Genomic DNA, 24007 nt, shown 5'->3' on the forward strand with positions numbered 1-24007 from the left:
GAACCTGATATTCGAGATGGCTGATTAAATTCAGATCTTCTGTTTTTCTTACCTCCTACTTCTTACCTCTTACTTCATTTCATTAATACCCTGGATTCGGCTTCAAATTCGTATTCTTATCCATCTCCGTTTTAGGAATAGGATACAGGTTGCGGTAAGCTCCGTTGGGCATGTGCGATAACCACGATTTTCTGGTAAACACACCAAACCTTATCATGTCTGTTCTGCGGCGGGCTTCCTGGTTGAATTCCCAACCCAGTTCATCGAGAAAACGACCATACACAATATCTCCGCCACCTTCAGTGGTTGTCATCAGGTGATTGCGCAAACCATAATCATAACTGCTTCCACCCAACAACTGCGCGCCTGTTACAATCGCTTTGGCCGGATTTAATTTAAAGGCCCGCTGCCGCACCTGCGTTACAATAGTTGCGGCGGCATCTGCGCTTCCCAATCGTAATAAACACTCGGCCTTCATCATCAACACATCGGCATAACGGAAAAGCGGCCAGTCATTACTGAGGCGGTTGGTAGCCTTCATGGCTATTTCGAATTTGCCCAACCGGTACCCATCCACTTCTTCTGATTGGTCAACACCCGGCACAACGTTACGATAGGCCAGCGGCTTTCCTACAAAAGCGCCCATAGTGCCCATAATGCTGTCACCTGTTGCGGTATATTGTTGTCCTCTGATGTAATTATCCAGCAGGCGGCTGTCTTCAGGATCAAAGGTGTTTATGAATTGCGGCACCGCACATACACCACCCCAGGGAGAGAATTGCAGGTTGTATGTTTTTTGATTTTCCGGTTGCAGTGTTTGCATATGTACATCAAAAGAATTCCAGTCGTTCACATATTTTGAATCGAAAGGCAGGGCGAAAATGATCTCTTTCGAATTTTCATTGTTTGTTACAAATACACTCTTTTGACTGGCCTCCAGGCCTATCTTCGAAGAACTTGTTGCAAAATTGATGATGGTATCGCAAACAGCTACGCACTTGTCCCATTGTGATGTACCCGTATACACTTCTGCATTCAGATACATTTTCGCCAGTAAGGTAAGTCCTGCCCATTTATTGAACTTGCCATAGGTGGCAGTACTTACATCGCTGGTCACGCGCGGAATGTTGGCCAGTAGATCGTTTACAATAAAATCATACACTTCTTTCCGGGTGTTCTGCTTAGGCAAATATCCGGCCGGCACATCGAAGCGATCAACGATAGGAACGTTGCCGTATATATCGCACAGGATCCAATAGTAAGATGCACGCAACAATTTCATTTCTGCCACTAGTGAAGCCGTGTCTTTGGCTGCAACAGGAATAGCGCCCGATTGTACCTGGTAAATGATGCGGTTACAATTTGTAACACCCTGGTAGGCCCTTGTCCAGATATTGATCACAATATCATCATCGGTTGTCCATTTATGTTCATGAATGCGGCGATAAACACCCCCATCTACCCAACCGTTCGGTCTTGCCGGCGTAAGCATTTCATCTCCCGACACTTCCTGGGCGCGGTAAACCGTATTCCATTGCAAAAGCAGACCCCGCCAGTCAACATAAGCGGCGCCGGCCAGCGCCGGCAGGTCGCTACCGGTAGGAACAAAATCGCTTGAAACGATCTGGTTATAATTTTCGTCTTTCAATTTTGTACAGCCGGTCAACAACAGGACACCCACGAAACCGGTAATGATACCAGCCAATATATTCTGATTTATCTTTTTCATTGCGTCATTAATTAAAGGTTAGAAGGTAACGTTAAGCCCAACACTGAAAGAACGGGTGGTTGGATATTTGGACGGCGAATCCATTCCCGGGTCAAGCCCTGAAGTGGGCACCTGTACCACACCCGATTGCGCAGTAGAAGTTCCGTTGCGTAAGCTAACCTCGGGGTCTATACCTTTATAACCTGTAATAATAAATGTGTTCAACGAGGCAATATAGAATCTTGCTGATCTGATATATTTTCCAGTAGTTTTCAAATTATACCCCAGCGTTATGTTGTCTATCTTCCAGAAATCGCCATTCTCAATATAATAGCTGTTGAATTCTACCGGCGATTTTAATTGTGTTTTTCCGTATATGGGATCATATGCATTCTTTAATAAATTGTATTGCGCCTGGGTAGGGTTCTCGAACATCATACGCTGCAGGTTGGCCACCTGAAATTTGAATGCGCCTCTTTGTGTAATGGCCAGGTCCCAGTTCTTATAGGTGAAGTTATTGTTCCATGACAGATAGTATTTGGGTAAGCCGTTACCAATTACTTTTTTATCTTCAAACGAATGGCCGAAAGCAGAATAATTTACAGGCTTGCCATCTTTTCCTTCATAGGTCCACTGGCCGTAGTTGGCTACGTCAGATTGATCATTGCCAATATCCACCACTTTGTAACCATAAAAATCACCTACAGAACCGCCCACCTTTAACAGGTGCGAAAAGGTTTGAATGGGTGGGAAAATAGCCCCTACCCGAACATAGTCTGTTGATGTTTTATACAGATCATTGGAAAGATTTTTCAGCTTATTGGAGTTGGTAGAGAAATTAAAGGTCGTGTTCCATTGAAAATCTTTCTTCTGTACAGGAACAAAATTCAGCGATACTTCAAGACCCTTATTTTCCAGCGTACCTACATTGGCCAGTGTGCGATTGTATAAATTGGGCGGGCTGGGCACTTCGAACAGGTAAAGCAGGTTATGGATCTGGCGATTGTACAGATCGATGCTACCGCTGATCCTGTTATTCAGCATGCTGAAGTCGAGACCAATGTTTGTTTCGCGCTTTTCTTCCCATTTCAGATCGGGGTTGGCGTTTTGTGTGGGCACCAGGGTTTGGATCCAGGCCCCGTTCGATAGAACAAAACCACTGTAACCAAGCAAGGCAACACCACGGAACAGATCAGATGGCTGCGAACCGGTAACACCATAACCTGCTCTTAATTTCAGGTCATTAATGAGGTTCTGGTTAAGCATAAACGCTTCGCGGCTAATGCGCCAACCGGCAGAAACGGCAGGGAATGTTCCCCACTTGTTATTAGTGCCCCATAACTGGCTGGCTGTTTCGCGGCGAATGCTTGCCATAAATAAATACTTCTGATCATAATTATAGGTCAGCCTGCCGAACATGCCTATCAAATTGGTCTCTGTCCGGTAAGTCTTGATAAGGTTTACATAATCACCACTGCTGATGGCCCTTCCCAACCCTATATTATGCCAGTCGAAGATATCTGTAGGAAAATCCCAGTTCTCCATATAATGTTCGTTGTAATCATTTTCCTGGTAACTGTAACCGCCCAACAAAGTGATATTGTGTTTTGACAATGACTTTGAATATTCAGCAGTTAATTCAGTCAACCGGTCAATTGATTCCTTGCCACCTTCGCGGGCATAGCCATTGCGGTTATCCCTTAATGTGGAAGCATGCTTTTTTGTTTCGGCGTAGCCATATTCCTGCATCCATTTTGAGTAAGAGAACAAAGCCGATAATTTCAATCCTTTAAACGGAAGAAAGGCAATTGAACCATTAAACCTGGAAAGCCCTTCATTGGTTTGTCCCTTGCTTTCCATCAGGTCCGATACCGGGCTTTGATATTCAAATTTGGTTAGCTCCTGGAACCAGTTTCCGGCAGTATCTTTTACGGGCGCCATAGGGTTTTGCCGCAAAGCCTGCAGGTAATCGCCGGTATTGAAGCCATTTAATTTGCGGCTTGAGCTAAACGCATTCACGTTCAATTTAAGTTTGTTGTTGAACATGTTATGGTTCATATCGAACCGGCCGCTAAATAACTGGTTGTATGATTTCAGGAATAAACCCTGTGCATCATCATAGTTCAGGCTCGCGAGGTAATTGGTGGTGGAGTTGCCGCCGCGAATGGTTAGGTTATGGTCCTGCGAGAATGGCGTTCTTGTTATTTCTTTCAGCCAATCGGTGCTGGCGCCATGATCGATCAACTCGTTCTTACGCAGCCCGGAAGCTATTTGTGCACGCACATCTGCAGCGGTTGACATATCCAGCTTGCGTGCAATGGTTTGAACGCTGGTGAACACACCGTAATCAACCGATGTTTTGTTATTGCCATTTGCCCTTTTTGTGGTAATGAAAATTACACCGTTGGTACCACGGGTACCATAGATGGCTGCCGCAGAACCGTCTTTCAGTACATCAACCGACTCAATATCCTGTGGTGTTATCATGCGCAGATCGCCGGGCACACCATCTATTAACACCAATGGGTTCTGGTTCACACCCATCAGGGTTGACTGACCTCTTAAGATAATTTGGGTAGAACCGGTTGGATCGCCGCTGGGGTTTACAACGGTTAATCCCGCTACTTTTCCTTGTATCAGCTGACCGGCATCGCGCACTGAGCCTTTAACAAAATTGGCCGCTTTTACCGAGGCCACCGAACTGGTAACATCGCCGCGCTTTTGGGTACCGTAACCAATTACAATCACTTCACTCATTCCATTGGCACTGGCCGTCATGGTAATGTTCACCGAAGCGGTGTTGGCGTTCACATCTAACGTCTGGGTTTGAAACCCTACATAAGAAATTTCAAGTGTCACGTTCTCATCTGGCACCGATAGGCGAAATTTCCCATTCATATCTGTAACCGTACCGATAGTAGTACCCTGAATAAATACAGAAGCCCCTATAACCGGTGCCTTTTTCTCATCAAGCACCACACCTGAGATCTCGCGGTTTACAGGTTTCTTTTCCTCAGTTCCACCAACAATAACCACCGCTCCATTACCATTATCAAATTCCTTCTCTCTTGCATCGAACAAAATGATGAGGTTGCCAACGGCTTTGTATTTAATGCCTAAAGGACCTATGATCGTTTGCAGGAACTCGGCCAGCGTTTTGTCCTGAACAGAAAAGCTCAGTTTTCTTTTTACGTTTATAATTGTTGGGCTAAATACAAATTTGGCATCCACTGCTGTTTGTACTTTTTCCAATACGGCTTTTAGTTCGGTATTGTTAACAGCAATGGTAACTTTCCTGTTCAGCGCTTCCTGCCCATGCACAGGAACAGCATATGTTGAAAAGACAGTAAAAGCAACTAGTATGTAAATGATCATCAATCTCATTGCTAACCGGGTTAAAGCAATAAGTAAGTTATTTTCCATAAATTGTGATGGTTTTGAACGTGAACGATTAAGAGCGGGCAAAACCCTTCCGCCGCCTTTGGCGGTAGACGTTAAGGCCGGCAATACCGCGAATATTGCTGGCTTTATTTTTACAGACTTCTAAGTGGGATAACGACTCATATGGCAGTTTTTTTGGTTATAAATAAGCAATCAGTTTTAAGGACATTCTTTGGCTGCTTTTAATAATATTTTGGTGCCCTTTATTTCGTAGGTGGCATTAAATACCAGGCAAATGCCTTCCAGTTTATTGAACAGGTTTTGCCCGGTGAGGTCGCCGGTGAACTCGCAATTCCTGATCTTATCGTTTTCAAGTACTATTTCCAGTTCATAAGTATCCTGCAGGTCGGTCAGCACTTTGTACAACGGCGTTTCATTATATACAAAATTCGCTTCCTCTTTTTTGGGTTTATCAGCAACAGGTATCGGCTGGTCAACTATAGAGGTAACAAAATGCCGCTCTTCCTGATAGTAGGTAACTTTTTGGTTGGGAGTAATAATAACGCCATTCGATTTTTGCTGCACTTCATTGAGCGTTATCTGCTCCTTATTTTCATATACAGCTACCCGGCCTGTTTTTACGGCCACTTCCACCTGGCCATTCTTTCCACGAATATCAAAGCTGGTGCCCAGCACCTGGGTAACTATATTATTATTATAAACAAAAAAGGGCCGGTTAGCATTTTTGCTCACTTTGAAAAAAGCTTCGCCTTCCAGATATACTTCTCTTTTTGCGGCAGTGAAATGTGGTGGGAAGGCTAATTTGGAACCGGGATAAATGCTCACCACGGTGCCGTCTTCCAGTTGAATATCTTTGGGTGTACTGCCGGTATTGGTTTGCTCCTGAAATCCCGCGGTTACCTTTGCTTCTACTAGTGTTATGGCTGCGGGCGCATTCCCATTACTTTTGAACCACACAATACCACTGGTTATTATCAGGCCCAGCAAACAGGCAGCAGCGGCATATTTCCAGGGAAAGCCGCTTCCTTTTTTGATGGGTATTACAACAGCTTTTTCTTTTGATGCTGTTTGTAACTTGTTCCAAAGACGGCTTTCCATTTCATCCATCTCCCGTTCGGAGAGGTCAACATTTTCGTTGTCCAACAGTTCGTACCATTGGTCAATGATCTTTCTTTCATCATCTGTACAGGAATTATCCAGGTACCTTTTCAATAACTGGCGGAAAGCTTTTTGGTCCATTACAACTGTTTTGGCGCTTATACTATAATAGTAAAAGCAAGAAAGCTTTACCCTAAAAGAAATGGCAATTATTTTTAGTGAAGGGGCTTAATTAATGATATTCTCAAACAACAGCAATATAAAATCAACGAGAATAAAGTCGCGCAAAAAAAAGCGTAGTGATTTCAGGGATTGCGTAATATGATATTCCACGGCCTTTTCAGAAAGGTCCATGATGCGGGAGATCTCTTTATTTGATTGTTTTTCAAAACGGCTTAAACGGAAGATCGTTTGCGTTTTTTGCGGCAACTGACTGATGGCTTTATCAATAGCCATGTTCAGTTCCTGCATCAGCAAGGGCAGATCGGCAGATTCATCCTCGCTTTTTTGTAGTTCACCAAAACCCGCGTATTGCGTGCGTTTTGAAATGGCCGATTTGATGTAATTGATTATCTGGTATTTTACTGCAGTTTCCAAGTAGGCGGCAATACAGTTTATCTGGTGTATTTCTCGGCGGTCCCAAAGATCGGTGAAAACACTTTGAACAATGTCTTCAGCTACTTCTTTACTATTCGTTTTGCTTACTGCAGAATGGTACAGCTTTCGCCAATAGCGTAAATAAAGCTCTTTATAAGCAAGTTCGTCGCTTATTTTCAATAGCTTAAGCAATACGTTATCGGCAAGCAGTTTGTAATCCATATACCCAGGGTTGGCAGTTATTCAAGATCACTAAAATAACATTACATGTAATTTAGACATTTGTTTTTAACTGCCAAAGAATATCTGCTACAATCATTTCATTAACCGCACATAAAACACCCTGGGCGTCTTTGAATTTGCTGTTGCAGAAAACTTCACCTCAACATATTCAGCTTGCGTATTTAAATAATTATCAGGGATAATATAATCAACATTAAAAAAGGAATTCCCTTTTGTGCCATCCTGCTCTTCCTTTTTTAATAAAGCTCCATTTATAAAAACATCAAAGCTGCCTTTATCGGCCCCGTAATACATGACCCGCAACTTCTTACCTGTATGTTGACTATTCTTTAACTGGTAACTAAACCAGCCGTTTGCATTGCGCCAATGTTTATCTTTAAATGTTCCGGTCTCTGTTATATCTCCTTTAAACTGATGATCCACCTCCGATTGTTGTTCGCCCGGCGCCACCTGATCAACTGTACTGTTTTCGAGTTCAAGCTTTTGCTTTTCTTCTTCCGCTAATTTTTGCTGTAATTGTTTCAACCCTTTTTCGTCTGTCACCCGCCAGTAAATCATGTAACGGGCATCATGAATAGAGGAGAAAGGCTGCAGTGTTAGATTTTTATAATCAGACTGAGCGATCAAATCAGTCATGGTGAAGTTAAGCGGCTTATTTTTCACCGGCTTTAATTGTAAAGCAGGATTGCTTTGAGCAGTAACGATCACGGGTGCTTTATCAATTGAATAACGCGGTCCACCGGCTACATGTCCCATTCTGCTTCCATCGGCCACTAACCCAATAAGGTTTGAAGTATCGGTTTTTGCAGCCAGAACAACAGGCCCATACACAAATGAAGCCCATGGTGAACCATCTGGTAAATACTCCATTGCGCCATGCATAGGCAGGCGGATAGAGATCTCATCGCCTGTTTTCCATGTTCTGTTTATAACAACAAAACCGTTCTCATCTTTTGTTGCCGCCCATTTACGTCCATTCACACTTATTTGCATTTGTCCGTTCGTAACCCATGAAGGATACCTTACATGAACGTTGAATGTTTGTGGCTGGTTGAGCGTAATCTTAAGTAAGGATGTTTCCTGAGCGGGAAAATTTGTTTGCTGCACCAATGAAATGCCTTTTTCCTTCCAATCGAGTTTTGATGCAATAAACAGGTTTACAAAAAGGTCCTTATCATTATGCGCATAGATCAGTTCGCCATATTTACCATGATTTTCAAGGCCGGTGCCCACACAGCACCAAAAACATTCCTGGGGCTGTGAATACACCCGGTAATGTTGCGGCCGCATAGGCGTGAAATAAACAAAACCGCCCGTTGGGCGCTGGGAAGATAATATATGATTGAATACCGCTCTTTCATAATAATCGATATAAGCAGTTTTGGGGTTCGAAAGAAACAACTTCTCTGTCAGTCGCAGCATATTGTACGTATTACAGCTTTCGGGCCCCTGCACATCATCGATCATGGAAGAAAAATCATTTGCTGCGTTAAAATGCTCACGAACACTGTTACCACCAATGGAAACGGTACGGTGTTTAACAACCGTGTTCCAAAAAAATTCAGCGGCCTTTGCCCATGCGGTATCTCCGTCGAGCTCGGCAATGCGTTTATAACCGATCACTTTGGGTATTTGTGTATTGGCATGCAAACCATTCAATGAATCTTTATTCTGCAAAAGCGGGTTCAATATGGCTTTATGAGAAAGCTTTCGGGCCATTACCAAATACTTATTATCTCCCGTTATTGCTGCTACATCGGCAAACACTTCATTAATGCCGCCCTGTTCGCTCTTGAGTATTTGCTGCATTTGATCATCGGAAAGATTTTTGGTGATGGAAATAAACCAATCGGACAGTTTAATGAGAATTGCTTTTGCTTTTTCATTGCCTGCAATCAGGTATGCATCGCGCAGTCCTGCATATAATTTATGCATATTATAAAGCGGCACCCACCTGTTGGCCAATGAAAAACTGCCTGCTTGTATTTTTCCTTCTGCCATTTCATTCCACAACGCTTTTCCACCAGGTACGCCGCTTACATATCCATTTCCGGCTTTTCGCTGGCACGAGTCGAGCCAGTTGATCATATAATTCAGACGCCGCAATACTTCTGTATTGCCGGTGGCAGCATACATGTTGGCAAGCGCCGATAAGTAATGCCCACCGGTATGACCATCAAGGCCGATATTTTCCCAATTGCCATAATTCTCTTTCAGGGGAGCAATGCCGGCTTCCTTTAAAAAGGGAGCAAGCAAACGATCGGCATCGAGTTGCAACATATACTGCAAATCGGTTTGTTCTGCCTCTTTAAATGGACTATTCAACAAACGGACCGATGATAAAGGAAAAGCCGATAAGTTGGCTTGAGAAAAACTGGCAATGGAAAGAAGTATTAAAACAGAGAACAGGCTGGCATTCTTCATCGTTAAATAAAATTTATGGCTTCTGCTTCCCAATAGTCAAAATCAACCCGGCTTCCCCTAAACAAAAACCTAACTTTATTTTCCCGCCCGTCCCGTTTCGGGAAAAAACATCCAGATTTTGGAAGTACATCAAAATCAACAAGATATAACATCCAGATTATATATTTTTTAATTCACTGGTGTTGCAAAATATAAATCAATCTACAAACAACCGCCTGGCCCAGGAATCAAAAATGTTGGAGTATATAAATTTCATGGCATAATGCTTGTTCATTGCGCTCGCAATTGTAATAATTCACCCTATGAAACAATTATACCTTATTATTTCTATGAACAAAAAACTTCTATTTGCATTACCGTTATTCTTTTTATTTTTCATAAGCTCTGTTACCGCTCAAACGCTTGATTGGAGCTCGTCTTTTTCTCCTACATGGGCAGACGGGGCCGTTTCCAGAACAGCTAACAATGTAAGCGGGTCTGGAGTCAATGTATCGGTTAGCATTACCAATTCACAAGCGGGCACATATCAGCAGGTAACAAACGGAGTAAATGCGCCTGCTGTTAATAATAACAATGGCCGATCAAACTTTTTTCTTCTGGCTGGTTCTACTGACGCGCTGGAAATTGATGTAGACTGGACGTCTAATACAGCGTATGTAGATGTAGTTTACAATTTTTCACAACCGATCTACCATCTGGTTTTCCGGGTTGGTGATATTGATAAAGCCAGCGCTACCTCTACATCTTATTTTGATCGGGTAACGGTAACAGGTTTAAACGGAGCAGCAGCTGTATTGCCTAAAACTATAACTGCAGTGAACCCTGCCGGCAACTATCTCACTATCTCTGGAAATTCAGCGTATGCGAATACAACATCAGGCGTTGGCGGAAATGCAGGCACTAACAGCACTGCAAATAATAGCCAGCAGGGAACAGCGGAAATAAATTTCGGAGCACAAGGAGTAACACGGGTTACGGTGCGTTACGATAATCATCCATCAGCTCTGGCAAACCCGGCTTTACAGGCAATAGCAATCGGCAATATGTCATGGTCTCTAACCTCTTTGCCGGTTGACCTCATAAGCTTTGCAGCAAAAGTGGATGATAACAATAATACTGTACTTAAATGGAAAGTAGAAAATCAGGAAAACTTTGACCGGTATGAAATTGAATATTCAATTCTTGACTCTATAGGATTTACAACCATTGGAAAAGTTTATTCCAATAACCAATCTACCGGCACCTATGAATTTATTCATTCCAACGCAAACTCAGCTGGTAACACAGCATACTATCATTTAAAAATGATAGACCGTGATGGTGATTATAGATACAGCCATTTCATTAAGATCCGGCAGGAAAACCATACTAATGTTACTCTTCAGCCTACTGTGCTAACAAAAGGAGAACCGATACGTATTTCCATACCAGGAAGTTCGATCAATCCTCACAGAATTAAGATTGTGAATATGGCAGGTCAGGTTATTGGTACTGCAATAATGAATGGCACCAGCTGGCAGTTGGAAACAAGCAAATGGAACAGTGGCGCCTATTTCATCAATATTGAAGGTGCAGACATAAAGAAAACGTTTAAAGTTCTTGTAAAATAAGCTTAATAGAAAAACCGCGCCAGGCGCGGTTTTTCTATTAATACTATAATTTTAACGCCAACCTAAACCGGGCGCTACATGTTTTAGAAAAGACGACAGGATGTGGATATTGTAATCAACGCCTAACGTGTTGGGTATGGTTAAAAGAAGCGTATCAGCTTCCTGAATGGCTTCGTCCTGTGCCAACTCCCTGATCAGTTGCTCCGGTTCCCCGGCATAACTTCTTCCGAAGATAGCGCGTGTGTCTTCTTCAATATAACCAATGCTATCGGTGCCCCTGGCTTCCTGGCCAAAGAAATATTTGTCCTGTTGAGTTATTATAGGAAAGATGGACCGGCTCACCGAAACCCTTGACTCGCGCTGATGCCCGGCTTTTTTCCATGCATCTTTGTACAACCTTATCTGTTCGGCCTGTTGTATATGAAATGGTTTGCCGCCTTCGTCGAATTTAAGGGTAGAGCTTTGGAGGTGCATTCCGTTTTCGGCTGCCCAAACAGCTGTAGCATTAGAGGCTGCGCCCCACCAAATACGATCACGCAGACCCTCGGAATGGGGCTCCAGCCGTAATAAGCCTGGTGGATTGGGAAACATTGGACGTGGATTTGGCTGTGCAAACCCAACACCTTTGAGTTTATCTAAAAATTGCAATGCTTTCCTGCGCCCCATATCGGCGTCGGTTTCCCCTTCTGCCGGTTCATACCCAAAATAACGCCACCCATCAATTACCTGTTCCGGCGAACCTCTGCTGATGCCCAGTTGTAACCGTCCTTGCGAAATAAGGTCGGCGGCACCGGCATCTTCCACCATATAAAGTGGATTTTCATAACGCATGTCAATAACGCCCGTTCCAATTTCTATTTTGCTTGTTTTTGCGCCAATGGCAGCAAGCAAAGGAAATGGAGACGCCAACTGTGCTGCAAAATGATGTACCCGAAAATACGCACCATCTAAACCGATCTCTTCGGCAGCAACGGCCAAATCAATAGATTGAAGTAACGTATCACTCGCCGTACGGGTTTTATAGGCTGGATGATTAGACCAATGCCCGAATGATAAAAATCCTATTTTCTTCATACGTTTCTATTCATTTGTAAAATAGCCGTTGCAAAGATAGAAATTAGTACCGGATACGGGTTTCTTATCTGGCATAGCTGATCTTTCCATATTTACCTGAATGAAAATCGTTGTACGCCTGAGCAATTTCCTGCTGCGTATTCATCACAAAGGGGCCTTGCGCAACAATTGGTTCGGTGTATTTTTCGCCGCCAAATAAAATAATGTCGGCAGCGCTTTTTGAGGTGTTGGTAATTTCTATTGTTCCATCTTCCCGGTCAAATTCAATAAAATCGCCGGCAATAAAACCTGTGTTGTTAATAGTTACATCCTGTTGTGGAAGAAATATAGCATACTCAAGCCCTTTTTCTGTTGGCAGGGAAAATTGTTTTCCTTCGTACAAATGAATATGGTACAAATACTGTTTAGTGTAACCGGGAACGTTTGAAACAAGTTTATCATACGATCCCACAATCACCTTCAGCCAACCGCTGTCTGCAGGCAATTGCATTTGGGGAACTTCACTGGCTTTAACAGAAAGATATTCCGGGCTTTCCTTTTTAATGTTTGCCGGAAGATTTATCCAGAACTGAAAGCCGTGCATGTATGGACTACCGGTTTGAGAGTCGGGGTTCATTGTTTCATCGTGAATAATTCCATTGCCTGCTTTCATCCATTGAACGCCGCCCGAAAAAACCTTTCCATGATACCCACGACTGTCAAAATGCTCGCCTTCTCCATTGAGTATATAAGTGAGTGTAGCAATTCCTCTATGCGGATGCGCACCTGTTCCCGCTTTCATTTTGGGTTTATTGGCCTCATGTTTTACAGGAGCAAGGTGGTCGAGAAAAACAAAAGGACCCACCGCATCGGCATAGCGGTTGGGCAGAATTCTGTAAATGAGCATTTCACCAATATCTGCCCTGCGTCCCTGTGCTGAAAAACTAATTTTCTTTTGCATATTTTCTAATTAAAGAGCGCCCTATTTGTATTGGGGGCACACCTGCTATAATTTAATTTATTCAACCACTTCCGACTTTTTACTAGTGTGGAATTGATTTGCATTACAAAAATGCGATCATTCACACCCCTAAAACGATGATGTTTGGTAACAAAAAAGGTTGACATATGTCAATGTTACTTTCCCAGCGCCCGTTTGCGAACACGGCTTAATGTTTCTTTTGTAATGCCAAGATAGGAGGCGATGAGGTGCTGGGGAAAGCGCTGCACCAGGCTGGGGTAGCTGTTTACAAAATCAGTATATCTTTTATCGGCCGGGAGGCTTACAGAAGCATTAATTCTTTTCTGAATGGCAATAGAATGCATTTCATCCATTTTGCGAACCATTTCATTGATCGACGGGATCTGCTGTACAATTTGTACTGTATCAGCCTTTGTTACAACCAGCAATTCTGTATCTTCCCAGGCATCGATATTATAGGTTGATGGGGTAAGCATCACCCAACTCTCGCGGTCACCAACCCACCAGTTCTCAATGGAAAGACCAACAATATGTTCAACTCCTTTATCATCTACACTGTACTGACGCATGGCGCCTTTTACAATAAAACCGAAATATTTACATACTTCCCCTTCCTGAAGAAAATACTGTCTTTTTCTTACAGTTTTGGGGCGAAAGCAGGAACGCACTACCCCAAACTGCTCATCGGTTAAGGGAGTTGTTGAATATTTATTAATATAGTTGCGGAAGTTTTCGAACACAAGCAAATATAACAAATTGCATTCAGCAACATGCCCCACATTTTCAACAAAAGCCTGCTTTGCCGATGGCACCAGTTGCATTAACTTATTTTTCTTATACGTAAATTGTTAAGCAAAAAATGTAAGCGTTCACTGTATAAAATAAAAAAAGGATCGCGGTTAAACGATCCCTTTTTTTATGAGTGAAGTCTTTAGGAATTGATAAACTGCAAAATATCCTTATTAATGGTTGCTGCTTCGGTGGTAGGCATGCCATGAGGAAAACCCGGGTACAGGATCAGCTTTCCATTTTTCAAAAGTTGATGCGCTTTTACGGCGGTGGTTGCGTAAGGCACTATCTGGTCGTCTTCGCCATGAAGTACTAACACGGGTACATCAACGCTTTTAAGGTCTTCGGTAAAGTCGGTTTCAGAAAACACTTTAATACAATCATAGTGAGCTTTTATGCCGCCCATCATACCCTGCCGCCACCAGTTGTCCTGAATTCCTTTTTTCACATCGGCCCCTTCCCTGTTATATCCAAAGAACGGGAATGTGATATCGTGATAAAACTGTTGCCTGTTATGTAATGTATTATGGCGAATATCATCAAATACAGCAAGCGGCACGCCCTCGGGGTTATTGGCGTCCTTGATCATATAAGGAGTAATGGCACTAATGAGCACTACTTTTGCCACCCTGCCTTTACCAAACTTAGCCGCATACCTTATGGCTTCACCGCCACCGGTTGAGTGACCTACATGAATGGCATCTTTCAGGTTTAAATAGGTAGTGAGCTCGGCCACATCTGCAGCATAGGTGTCCATGTCGTTCCCTTTATAGGTTTGAGTTGACCGGCCATGCCCCCTTCGGTCATGCGCTATTACCCTGAAACCTTTATCGAGGAAGAACATCATTTGAGCGTCCCAATCATCTGAAGATAATGGCCAGCCATGGTGAAAGAAAATAGGTTGACCTGTACCAAAATCTTTGAAATAGATCTCTGTGCCGTCTTTAACTGTAAACCTGTTCATTTTTGTTTATTTAAAAATGTGAGTAATAAATTGGAGGGTGTAAGGTGGGGTTATTTTCCGAAGTATTCAATGGATGCTTTACGTTTTGCGTTGTACTTATTACCGTTTTCCTCTTCGGGCACTGCAAAATTTACAGAAATCATTTTATTTTATTAACTTTAATATTAATATCTCAGCATTAAATTAGTACTCTTCTTAGCTACATCTGCTTATGGTGGTCCATGCTTATTGACCAGTACTCGCGGTAAAAAGCCGACCTGCACCAACAGGTAATTTAATTTATTTAAAATCATTTGCTGCGGCCGTTCAAATGAATGGGCCCGATACTTGAAAACAAAGGAGAGTTCAATGGATGTAGCATTAAAAGACACAATCGAAACTAACATCACTCCTGAGTCTTCCTACTCAATTGAGTTGTTGACCGGTGCTGCTGTAATTGACCTTTTATTAAACCCGGAATTTCAAAAAAACATTGACAGGCTCTTTGAAGCCTGCCCATGGGCTACCATTTTTCAAAACAGGTTATATATAACAGCATGGTACCAGGTTTACCAAAAGAAACATCTTCCTATACTGGTTAAGGGTGAAGTAAATGGCCACCTCATAGGTGTGCTGCCGGTGGTTCTATTACATACTCAGGAAAGCGATAAACATAAAAATAGCAATAGAATAACAGGCGCAGGACATTATGATGCGGAATACCAGACATGGTTGGCCATACCTGTTTATGGCGAACTGTTCATTAGGGAAGCACTTGGCAAACTGATAAAACAATTTCCGGGCAATCCGATCTCCTTCAGGTATTTGCCGCCCCAAACTCCGTTAAACTGGGTAAAGGATAATAACAAGTGGCGCAGCTATAGTATAGTACAATTGCACTCGAGGCCCCTGATAAAATTAAGCGAACCCGACCATGCTAAATTATTAGAAAGTAAGCAGTTCAAAAACAAGTTAAACCGGTTGAAAAGATTAGGTGAAGTTCGGCTTGAACCCATAACAGATCCTGAAAGTTTTAAAAACCATTTAAACGAACTAACGGTTCTCTATGACTTTAGGTTTGGGGCGCTGTTTAATAAACAGATCTTTAAGGACGATCCTGTAAAAAAGGAATTTTTGCTTGAACTGTTTCGTTTACAATTACTTCACGCAACCATCCTGAAAGTTAACGGAGAAATTTTTGCGGCAGTGATTGCCATAGCCGGAAAAGGCTGGTTGCATCTTTCCGGATTTACCTGTCATTCCCCGTTTAAAGCCAGGTCCTACTCGCCCGGTCTTTTACATTTTTCATTTTTAGCAAAAAAGCTAAGAGAAGAACAAATGCAATATTTAGATCTTACCCCGGGCTATGACTCCTACAAAGATAAATTGGCCAACATGCACGATGAAGTGCATGAACTGGTGATCAGCAGGCAGTTCACTTACCGCATAAAAAAGCGAATAAAAAAGTGGGTGCAGGTTAAACTTATTACCGCCGGAATAAGACCTATGACTGCTGAACTTAAGTTGAAGAAATACTTTTACCTGCTGAAAAATAGCAATATAAAGACAGTATTAAAAAAAATTTCGAAAAAACTCAGGAGCAATACGCTTCAAAAGCGATATGAATTAAAGGCACAAACTTTTAGACCGGATGTAAAGATCTCATTGCAAAAGAACAACCTCGATCATTTGATGAAATATACAGGCAGTAAAGAAACCGGCATTACGCGGTGGGAATTTCTTGCAGACGCCATGCGCCGTCTTGAAACCGGCCAGTTTTGTTATACATGGGCCGAAAACAACCAACTTCTGAGTTGTGCCTGGTTCAATACTTTCGACAATGAGATTGAGTTGAAAGACCTTTATTTTTATACGAAAGACAGAGATAAATTACAATCCTTTTTTTTTAATTTAATTGATCATGTTGCGTCGGAAAAAAGCAGCACTGGCTTTCACACAAATAATAAATTTATTTGTGAGGCCATGGAAACTATGGGCTTACATGCAGAAGTTTCACCGCCCGTTAAGAATAATAACTTCGCAAAGAATTTTCTTCAAATACTTTACATCATCTGTGAGTGGTTTACGGGCAGCAATATGATCACTTAAATTTTTTACGCCAGGGCGCATCATTTTCCCAGTCGCCGGCCATAATACAACCATATGGCATGATCTCGGGAACGGTCTCCGCAGTTGATCTGCGTAGCAAGAAAAAAGGGCATTAATTTTTTAATATCGATCGCTATAAAAATATATGATGTATTGGGCAGGTTAAGAACAAACCGGTATTACAACAGGGTAAGCAACGTAAAAGTGAATATAAGCGACCTGGCAAGCGGATTATATTTTGTAGAGATCATTATGAGCAACAGAAGTGTAAGACGCAATCTGAGTATCAAACGGTAAAAGCTCTATAGCAACAGCTTATGCCCCCAAAAAAGATAAACACTTTGGGGGCATTTTTTATGGTCAAAAGAGCATATAATAATGGGGATAATAACTATTGCTATAAATTTGCTATATAGATTTAATAACAGCAAATGATGCTTATAACCCAAACACCATACCTGCTATTCATATCATTTGTCTTTCTTCTACAAAATGTTCCTGCAATTTCACAAAACCAGACTTTGCCGTTAAAAACATGGGTAAAGGTCTTAGATGCAGATGATGATACGCTAAACAAAAACTATAATGAGATCGTGACTATATTGGAGCGTACAGACTCTGCCCTTGTTTTCCGCACTTTAAATGAACTTGAAAATAAAGGTGTTTCGGCAGGCCCGTATTTCCAGGTGCGAATAAAATACCTACGGGCAACTATGTTATGGAAGATACGGAACACGGCGGCAAAGGACCTCATAACACAACTAATAAAGCCTGCATTGCAACAGGCTTATACAATAAATGACGATTACCTCATTGCAACGCTGAGCTGGTGGTATGGAGAAACGATGTTTTTCTGTAATCAAATTGAACTGTCGACAATGTATTGTTTAAATGCGGTTGAAATTCTTGATAAAAAAGGAATAACAGCCGAATCGCACAAATACCAGTTTTTGGGAGAGCTTTTTTATCTTACCCGTGACCTTGACAAAAGTATCTATTACATTCGCCGATCTATTAAAAATGAAAAAGACACTTCCCGTAATGCAAGAATAAATACAATGAGCCGTTGGAATACAATAGCACTTTGCTGGCGAAAAATGGGCAACTCTGATTCTGCATTTCATTATTTTGATGTTGCCATGCAAATGGCAAATGCATTAAATTCTGAAGTTTGGAAAGGAATTATTTCGGGGAACAAAGGGTATACCTATTTCTCACAAAAAAAATACGATATCGCTAAACCATTACTTGAATTCGATTACCGCACCAGTAAACAGTATGACGAAATTGCCAATGCGGCCCATGCGTTGCAAATGATAGCGAGACTCAATTTAATGCAGGGTAAAAAAGACAGCGCATTGTTACAGGTAAAGGAGGCGCTGCGAATGCTGCAACAACAGCCTCAACCGGTGCCCCATTTCCTTCAGGACGTGTATTATGCCACGGCCGATGTATATCGTGTACTGGGCAACAGCGACAGCTTTTATCACTACTCACAATTATACAATAACATTCACGATTCTATAGAACGTGCCGTTGCAAACAGCCGTTTGGAAATTGCCCGGCTTAGACTAGACAATCAGTCGAACGTTTCTGCGATCCGTGATCTTCAAAAAGAAAAAAACGTTGAAATACAGGAGCGTAACTATATTATAGCCGCAATTGTTCTTGTTGCCATTGTGGGTTTACTTATAATCAATCGCCAGCGTTTAAAATCGAGGTTTCAGCATCAATTGGCTTTTCAGCAAAGGGTTGCTGCCGAAAAAGAACTAACCTCGGCAAAAGAGCAATTGGATATGTTTACCCAAAGCATTATTGAAAAATCAAGGGTTATAGAACAGCTGGAACAGCAGGTAGCAACCAAAGCACTTACTGATGAACAGCAACAGCTTGCCAGCGAGTTAAGCCGGCAAACGATACTTACTGAAGAAGACTGGGAAAAATTTAAGACACTATTCGAAAAAATATATCCGGGCTTTTTTTTAAAACTCAAAGAAATGGTACCCGACATTACTTTAGCCGAGAAGCGGATGGCATCGCTCATCCGTTTGCATCTGACCACAAAACAAATGGCGTCCATGCTCGGCATTTCTACTGATAGCGTTTATAAAATAAGGCAACGTTTGCGCAAGCGGTTGCAACTGAATGATGACTTGGACACGGAAACGTTTCTGACCAAAATATAATCAGCGAGTGCTTAACCCCTTCTCTTAAAGGGGCTTACGACAGATGTCCAATTTTTGTCCAGTCGCTGTCAGACTATTGTCTGTCGCCAAATTTGGATTCCCCCCTCCCCTGCAGGTAAATTCGTCTTGTAATAAAATGGCGGCCGCCTGTAATTCCATGAAGAAAAAAAACTGGCTCCTTCTCATAATTGTTCTTACAGCGACGCTGCTGATAGCAATCGTTTTCTGGATCTATGCTAAAAGAATTAAGCGTATTGAAAATAAGATAAGTCGTTCCAGGCTATCAGCTCATTGCATCTTCCCAAAAACCAATATAAATGAACGCCAAACATCAATCGGATTCAGAGTTACAAACAGAAACTGTGGAAAATAACAACAATTTTTCAATAGTAGATTCTGCGGAGATAAAACTTTTTCCTCACATGACCGTTGCCGCAACAGATGATGCTGCAATCCTATACATTGAAAAAGGCGAAGTTACCCTTTTGCACAACATGGGAACATACGTACTTTCCAAAGGGATGCTCCTTTACAAGGTTCCCCAGGTGCCCCTCCAGCTATTAAGTTTTAGCGAAGATTGCCATTTTAAAGTTTTTTGCTTTGCACCTCATTTTGCAACTGCCGGTAATTTGCCCATAAAATACCTGGAGACTATAACATTGATCGCTTCGAACAATCCTGTTTTTATTCTTGATACTTTAACGGCAGCATCGGTTACGGTATTGTTGTGGCTACTTCAAAAGAAAACAGGTTGGGAAGAAAAAGTGCAATCGACAGATGAAACAATTCAACATGTATTCAGCATTTTGGTGCTGGAGATTGTATCCTCCTATAAGAGAAAAAGAGAGATAGCATAATCACATTTAAAAAGAAATTATGGAAAATGCTCGTCAGGAAGTTTTGATATTTACTACCACCTCTCTTTCACAGCGGACCCTCTATAGAAAAAACAGTAGCAATAATGACAGCTCTGCTATTGAGGAACTGGAAGAAGCATTCTGGGATGGTTTGTTAAATGAACTGGTGCCCGAAATAATGCTTTCAACACGAAATACAAAGATGGTTATCTGGGGAGTATATGCAGGAGAATTTTATATACACATTGATCTGGCAGACAGTCCGGGTATTGCGGCGCCCATACATTCTATAGATCCTAATTTACATTTAGCTTTAAAAAATATGAATTGATCAACGGGGTAAATGGAATATCTTTATCTATATGATAGTCCATTTAAAAACATGGATAACCGTTATAATTATCCTATTACCTGGTCCCATGATCATGGCGCAAAATTTAAAGTTAGCCCAACTTCGGAATGCAGGCCCGGTAGTTAATGTGTATAGCACTGCAAATAACACTTCTCAAACGGTGGCGACTATCAAGGACGATGAATTCTTCTACTGTGAGCCTGGCACTGCTGACTGGAGGCATATACGCACGATCAAATCAATATTGGGATACATACATAAAAGCCAGATACAGTTGGTAGAGGAACTCTCCATTACTACACAGCAAAAAATGTTATTAAACATTTTTACAACCCATAAAAAATTAGGGACCGATTTCAACAGGGCATATGAAACCAGGGATAGTGTAGGGTATTTTGTTACCATCAATAAACTTGACGAACACAGGGACCGCGTTTATGAACCCATTCTGGATATTTTTTCCAACTACATTTGTAAAACAGGTGATACGCTTTTGATAAGGAAATTGGTAGAAACGGTACCGGTTGATGGCATTGTGGAAGCAGAAACCCGCGACCTTGCCATGGGTGAGGCATTTATTTGCAATAGTGATCTTTTTATAAACGCACTAAACAGCATGAAAAACAAAGATGACCGGTTCTATGTTTCTTTTCACATTCAGTTTGGTCTATTGCACTATTATCAAATAAAAGAAAAGCAACTGAGACCAAAGGACCCGGTGTACCTTAAGTTAAATGAAAAATTAAATGCTGTACGGAAAGATTCTATGCCCAGTAAGTAGCCTTCAAATCCGAAGATCTGAAGGCTCCCAGGTCACATCAAAAGATTATAAGTAATTTATTTCTTAACGATCCTTGCTACCTTTCCATCGGCTGTTTTTAACAAATAGATGCCGGCCGGGTAGTTCCTTAAGTTGATTTTAAATTCGGTGGCATTTATAGTGAAAGACTGCAGTGCTGTTCCGTTTGTATTATACAGGGTAGCTACTGAGATCGTGTATCATTTATACACCGACAGTATAGCTATTGTTGCAGGTACAGATATGGGCTTTCCGGGACTTAGCATTTTCAGAGAAATGGAATTGTATGTAGAAAGCGGATTAACCCCTATGCAGGCGTTACAAACGGCTACTATTGTGCCTGCGCGTGTTATGAATATGGAAAAAAGCTCCGGTTCAATTTCTCCGGGCAAACGTGCAGACATTATTATCACCAATGGCAACCCTTTGCAAAATATCAGTAATATCAGAGACGTAATTACTGTATTAAAAGGCGGATATATATATAACCCCGCCCGTTTACATCGCATGGCAGGGTTTCAGTAGGGAAATAAAAACAAAAACCGGCAGTTTGACTTACCGGCTTTCGATAGTAAATAAAATAGTTTATTAATTCTGCAATTTTGCCCAGCCATAAATGAACAGCAACGCGCCTGCAATTGCATACACCGGGATGAGAAAAATAGATCCAAATACGAATTTGGAAAGCACTAATGTAACAACGATAGCGCCAACAAATCCTAATATAATGCCAGCCAGTGCGCCGTTCCGTTGTCTTTTGTTTCTTTTGAAATAGCCAATGATACCGCCAATGATTGCGCTGATCACCAGCATCTCTGAACCTCCTAACATAAGATAATAAGTTTTTAAGGGTACATCCTCCATTTGGAGGAAATTACCATAACGCTTAATCGCCTCCGTTTGGTATTCAAAGCAGTATTTATATGTGAAATTACCAGCCAGGATGGCGGGGCTTATTAACGTAAAACATATTCCACATTCACCACATCGTCAAAGCTTTGATATTGTTCGGCGTGTTTTGATTTGGCAACATACTCTTTCCTGGTTTCAATGATGACGGTATTATTGTCTTTCCAGTAAACGTTAATGTCGATGTTGGCGCCTTCTACGCTATAAACGCTGGCGCCACCGGAACGTTCGAATTGCAGATCGAGATAGGTGGTTATGGAATGGTTGAATATGTTAGTTTCGCGAACAATTATTTTACGTTTATTGTCGGGCGAATAAACTTCAGTCAGCATTTTGTGAGTAACATCCGAAGGGTTTATAATTACTCCCTTATTTTCATCCGGCAAGGCGGCTGGAATTATTTGCTTTATTGTTTCCGCATCGTAACCAGTACGTTCTATAATGAATGTTATATAATTATCGTCCCTCGCCAGTTGTGGCATCACGTTTAATTCCCGCATCACCCGTTGTAACCCTATCAGGTTACCAGCCTGATATTGCTTCTCCCCTTTCAATCGAAAATTTTCATAATATTCAGCAAGGGAATCATGGTTATCAACGATTACCCGGCCGGTTGCATGTTGTAGTATAAAGTCGATGGTAGCCAGGAAGATGGCCCGGTGTTGGTCTAATGCGGGTTGATCATTCATGGTAAGGTGTATTGAATGTAATTTACGACAAGTTTTATTACGGAATGAACCTGGCCCTCATCGCCGTGTATTGTATGCGTTTATGCATGAAAATTAAACATCGTTTGAATTAAAATGGAGGGGCGTATAATTTAATTAGCGGGGCGCTATGTAGTCTTTACTCAATAGTAAATTTGTAACCCCTGCCGTGTACGTTAATAAATTTAATGGAGTTATCGTCGCTTAATTTCTTACGTAATTTAGATACCAATACATCAACATTTCTACTGATGACCACTATGCCTTTATCTTCCCAAATCTCTTTCATCAGTTTTTCCCTTTCTACGATCTGATTTATATTTTCTGCAAATATTTTAAGTGCTTTAGTTTCATTTTCAGAAAGCGTAATATTTTTATGCTCAATTTCAAGAATATTTTTATCTGTATAAAATCTAAAACTTCCCAATTGTATATAATCATCATTATCTATAATTGATCCTTTCTCTTCTTTTTTCCGAAACTTGTCTTTCATGTAAAAACCAACAACACCCAAAGGAATAATCAATAGTAATAACCATAGGGAATTAAAGGGATTCGCCTTCAACAATTCAATCTCGATAGAATAACAACTCACCTCCAGCTTGCGATGCCGGCAAGGTGTTAGATTGCCTTTTTGGTTATTTATTTCGAATGCAAAAACAGTTTCTTTTTGCTTACAATTCTTCAGGTTCACGATATAGTCGGTTGCCGGCGCGTTTTTCTGAAATACCCGTTGCACCAGGTTGATGAGGGTATCTGAAACAAAACCAACATTATTTTGAAAGGAGATCTGGTATTTATTTTCACTTAACTTCTTAACCGGAAGCACCCGGGAGGTGGAATCTTTGGCGGAAAGCAAAAGCTGGTGCCCTAAATCACGTAATACAACTTCTAAATGATTCTCAGGAATTTCATGTTCTTTATTGATAACCGCAACAGCAGAGATCAAAATAATAATTATCATGACTGAAGATCCAAACAATATAAATGGCTTCATGTGTGCAAAATAACCATTAACCCCCAGTTTAGGTGGTTTTACATACGTTTTACGCATCTTTTACAACTTTTTACTCCTAAAAACCTTCAGGAAAGTTGACGCCAAATACCTTTACTGCACTGTTTCACCAAATTAATTACAGTCATGAAAACCTTTAAACTTGCCTTTTTTCTCCTTTTCCCATTTCTCTTTTCCTGTAAACAGTCGGCAGAAATCCCAAAGACATCTCATCTCACGGATAG

The 24007-nt window shown here is 41.5% G+C and carries 22 protein-coding genes; 9 read left to right on the forward strand and 13 right to left on the reverse strand.

Annotation, left to right across the window (positions count from 1 at the left end; all coding sequences use genetic code 11):
* Positions 1 to 82: 82 nt before the first annotated feature.
* Positions 83 to 1729: a RagB/SusD family nutrient uptake outer membrane protein gene (locus GGD38_RS02305; protein WP_375299643.1), complete on the reverse strand. Its 1647-nt coding sequence runs from the start codon at positions 1727 to 1729 to the stop codon at positions 83 to 85.
* A gap of 18 nt (positions 1730 to 1747) precedes the next feature.
* On the reverse strand, positions 1748 to 5092 hold the full coding sequence (locus GGD38_RS02310; RefSeq protein ID WP_375303766.1) for a SusC/RagA family TonB-linked outer membrane protein: 3345 nt from the start codon (positions 5090 to 5092) through the stop codon (positions 1748 to 1750).
* Here GGD38_RS02310 and GGD38_RS02315 point away from each other — a divergent pair.
* A complete protein-coding gene (locus GGD38_RS02315) occupies positions 5076 to 5255 on the forward strand; it encodes a hypothetical protein (protein WP_375303767.1) in 180 nt (59 codons plus the stop codon). The genes GGD38_RS02310 and GGD38_RS02315 overlap by 17 nt on opposite strands.
* Before the next feature lie 53 nt (positions 5256 to 5308).
* Here the strand turns inward: GGD38_RS02315 and GGD38_RS02320 are convergent, their stop codons facing one another.
* From GGD38_RS02320 to GGD38_RS02330, 3 genes are all read right to left on the reverse strand, one after another.
* Positions 5309 to 6349 carry a FecR family protein gene (locus tag GGD38_RS02320; RefSeq protein WP_375299641.1) on the reverse strand — a complete coding sequence of 347 codons (1041 nt, stop codon included), beginning with the start codon at positions 6347 to 6349 and terminating at the stop codon, positions 5309 to 5311.
* Between the two features lie 87 nt (positions 6350 to 6436).
* Complete coding sequence (locus GGD38_RS02325) at positions 6437 to 7027, reverse strand: RNA polymerase sigma-70 factor (protein WP_375299640.1); 591 nt, start codon at positions 7025 to 7027, stop codon at positions 6437 to 6439.
* 93 nt (positions 7028 to 7120) lie between these two features.
* Positions 7121 to 9472 (reverse strand): beta-L-arabinofuranosidase domain-containing protein, encoded by a 2352-nt coding sequence (locus GGD38_RS02330; protein WP_375299639.1) that lies wholly within the window; start codon positions 9470 to 9472, stop codon positions 7121 to 7123.
* A 302-nt stretch (positions 9473 to 9774) separates the two neighbouring features.
* Here GGD38_RS02330 and GGD38_RS02335 point away from each other — a divergent pair, with 302 nt between their 5' ends.
* On the forward strand, positions 9775 to 11082 hold the full coding sequence (locus GGD38_RS02335; RefSeq protein WP_375299638.1) for a T9SS type A sorting domain-containing protein: 1308 nt from the start codon (positions 9775 to 9777) through the stop codon (positions 11080 to 11082).
* Positions 11083 to 11133: 51 nt separating this feature from the next.
* Here GGD38_RS02335 and GGD38_RS02340 read toward each other — a convergent pair whose 3' ends face one another.
* The 4 genes from GGD38_RS02340 to GGD38_RS02355 all read right to left on the reverse strand — a co-directional run bounded on the left by GGD38_RS02340 (position 11134) and on the right by GGD38_RS02355 (position 14870).
* The gene (locus tag GGD38_RS02340) at positions 11134 to 12156 is read right to left on the reverse strand and encodes an LLM class flavin-dependent oxidoreductase (protein ID WP_375299637.1); all 1023 of its coding nucleotides are present in this window, start codon (positions 12154 to 12156) and stop codon (positions 11134 to 11136) included.
* A 64-nt stretch (positions 12157 to 12220) separates the two neighbouring features.
* Positions 12221 to 13096: a pirin family protein gene (locus tag GGD38_RS02345; RefSeq protein WP_375299636.1), complete on the reverse strand. Its 876-nt coding sequence runs from the start codon at positions 13094 to 13096 to the stop codon at positions 12221 to 12223.
* Positions 13097 to 13272: 176 nt separating this feature from the next.
* Positions 13273 to 13938: a Crp/Fnr family transcriptional regulator gene (locus GGD38_RS02350; RefSeq protein WP_375299635.1), complete on the reverse strand. Its 666-nt coding sequence runs from the start codon at positions 13936 to 13938 to the stop codon at positions 13273 to 13275.
* 110 nt (positions 13939 to 14048) lie between these two features.
* Positions 14049 to 14870, reverse strand: a complete 822-nt coding sequence (locus GGD38_RS02355) for an alpha/beta fold hydrolase (RefSeq protein WP_375299634.1) — start codon at positions 14868 to 14870, stop codon at positions 14049 to 14051.
* 348 nt (positions 14871 to 15218) lie between these two features.
* On the opposite strand from GGD38_RS02355, the gene GGD38_RS02360 reads away from it, so the two are divergent.
* From GGD38_RS02360 to GGD38_RS02385, 6 genes are all read left to right on the forward strand, one after another.
* Entirely contained in the window at positions 15219 to 16958 is a 1740-nt protein-coding gene (locus tag GGD38_RS02360) for a GNAT family N-acetyltransferase (RefSeq protein ID WP_375299633.1), read from the forward strand.
* An 84-nt stretch (positions 16959 to 17042) separates the two neighbouring features.
* Entirely contained in the window at positions 17043 to 17255 is a 213-nt protein-coding gene (locus GGD38_RS02365) for a T9SS type A sorting domain-containing protein (protein WP_375299632.1), read from the forward strand.
* 134 nt (positions 17256 to 17389) lie between these two features.
* On the forward strand, positions 17390 to 19144 hold the full coding sequence (locus GGD38_RS02370) for a hypothetical protein (RefSeq protein WP_375303768.1): 1755 nt from the start codon (positions 17390 to 17392) through the stop codon (positions 19142 to 19144).
* Positions 19145 to 19461: 317 nt separating this feature from the next.
* Positions 19462 to 20001, forward strand: coding sequence for a hypothetical protein (locus tag GGD38_RS02375; RefSeq protein ID WP_375299630.1), 540 nt, complete (start codon positions 19462 to 19464; stop codon positions 19999 to 20001).
* Positions 20002 to 20020: 19 nt separating this feature from the next.
* Complete coding sequence (locus GGD38_RS02380) at positions 20021 to 20332, forward strand: hypothetical protein (protein WP_375299629.1); 312 nt, start codon at positions 20021 to 20023, stop codon at positions 20330 to 20332.
* A gap of 31 nt (positions 20333 to 20363) precedes the next feature.
* Positions 20364 to 21134, forward strand: a complete 771-nt coding sequence (locus GGD38_RS02385) for a hypothetical protein (RefSeq protein ID WP_375299628.1) — start codon at positions 20364 to 20366, stop codon at positions 21132 to 21134.
* Positions 21135 to 21190: 56 nt separating this feature from the next.
* Here GGD38_RS02385 and GGD38_RS02390 read toward each other — a convergent pair whose 3' ends face one another.
* On the reverse strand, positions 21191 to 21346 hold the full coding sequence (locus tag GGD38_RS02390) for a T9SS type A sorting domain-containing protein (RefSeq protein ID WP_375303807.1): 156 nt from the start codon (positions 21344 to 21346) through the stop codon (positions 21191 to 21193).
* Here GGD38_RS02390 and GGD38_RS02395 point away from each other — a divergent pair.
* Complete coding sequence (locus tag GGD38_RS02395) at positions 21294 to 21677, forward strand: amidohydrolase family protein (RefSeq protein ID WP_375299627.1); 384 nt, start codon at positions 21294 to 21296, stop codon at positions 21675 to 21677. The genes GGD38_RS02390 and GGD38_RS02395 overlap by 53 nt on opposite strands.
* Before the next feature lie 63 nt (positions 21678 to 21740).
* Here the strand turns inward: GGD38_RS02395 and GGD38_RS02400 are convergent, their stop codons facing one another.
* From GGD38_RS02400 to GGD38_RS02410, 3 genes are all read right to left on the reverse strand, one after another.
* On the reverse strand, positions 21741 to 21983 hold the full coding sequence (locus GGD38_RS02400) for a DUF5518 domain-containing protein (protein WP_375299626.1): 243 nt from the start codon (positions 21981 to 21983) through the stop codon (positions 21741 to 21743).
* A gap of 125 nt (positions 21984 to 22108) precedes the next feature.
* The gene (locus tag GGD38_RS02405) at positions 22109 to 22750 is read right to left on the reverse strand and encodes a hypothetical protein (protein ID WP_375299625.1); all 642 of its coding nucleotides are present in this window, start codon (positions 22748 to 22750) and stop codon (positions 22109 to 22111) included.
* Positions 22751 to 22907: 157 nt separating this feature from the next.
* Positions 22908 to 23822: a helix-turn-helix domain-containing protein gene (locus GGD38_RS02410; RefSeq protein WP_375299624.1), complete on the reverse strand. Its 915-nt coding sequence runs from the start codon at positions 23820 to 23822 to the stop codon at positions 22908 to 22910.
* Between the last annotated feature and the right edge of the window lie 185 nt (positions 23823 to 24007).

This window comes from Niastella sp. OAS944 (assembly GCA_024809215.1).
Taxonomy (GTDB): domain Bacteria; phylum Bacteroidota; class Bacteroidia; order Chitinophagales; family Chitinophagaceae; genus Niastella.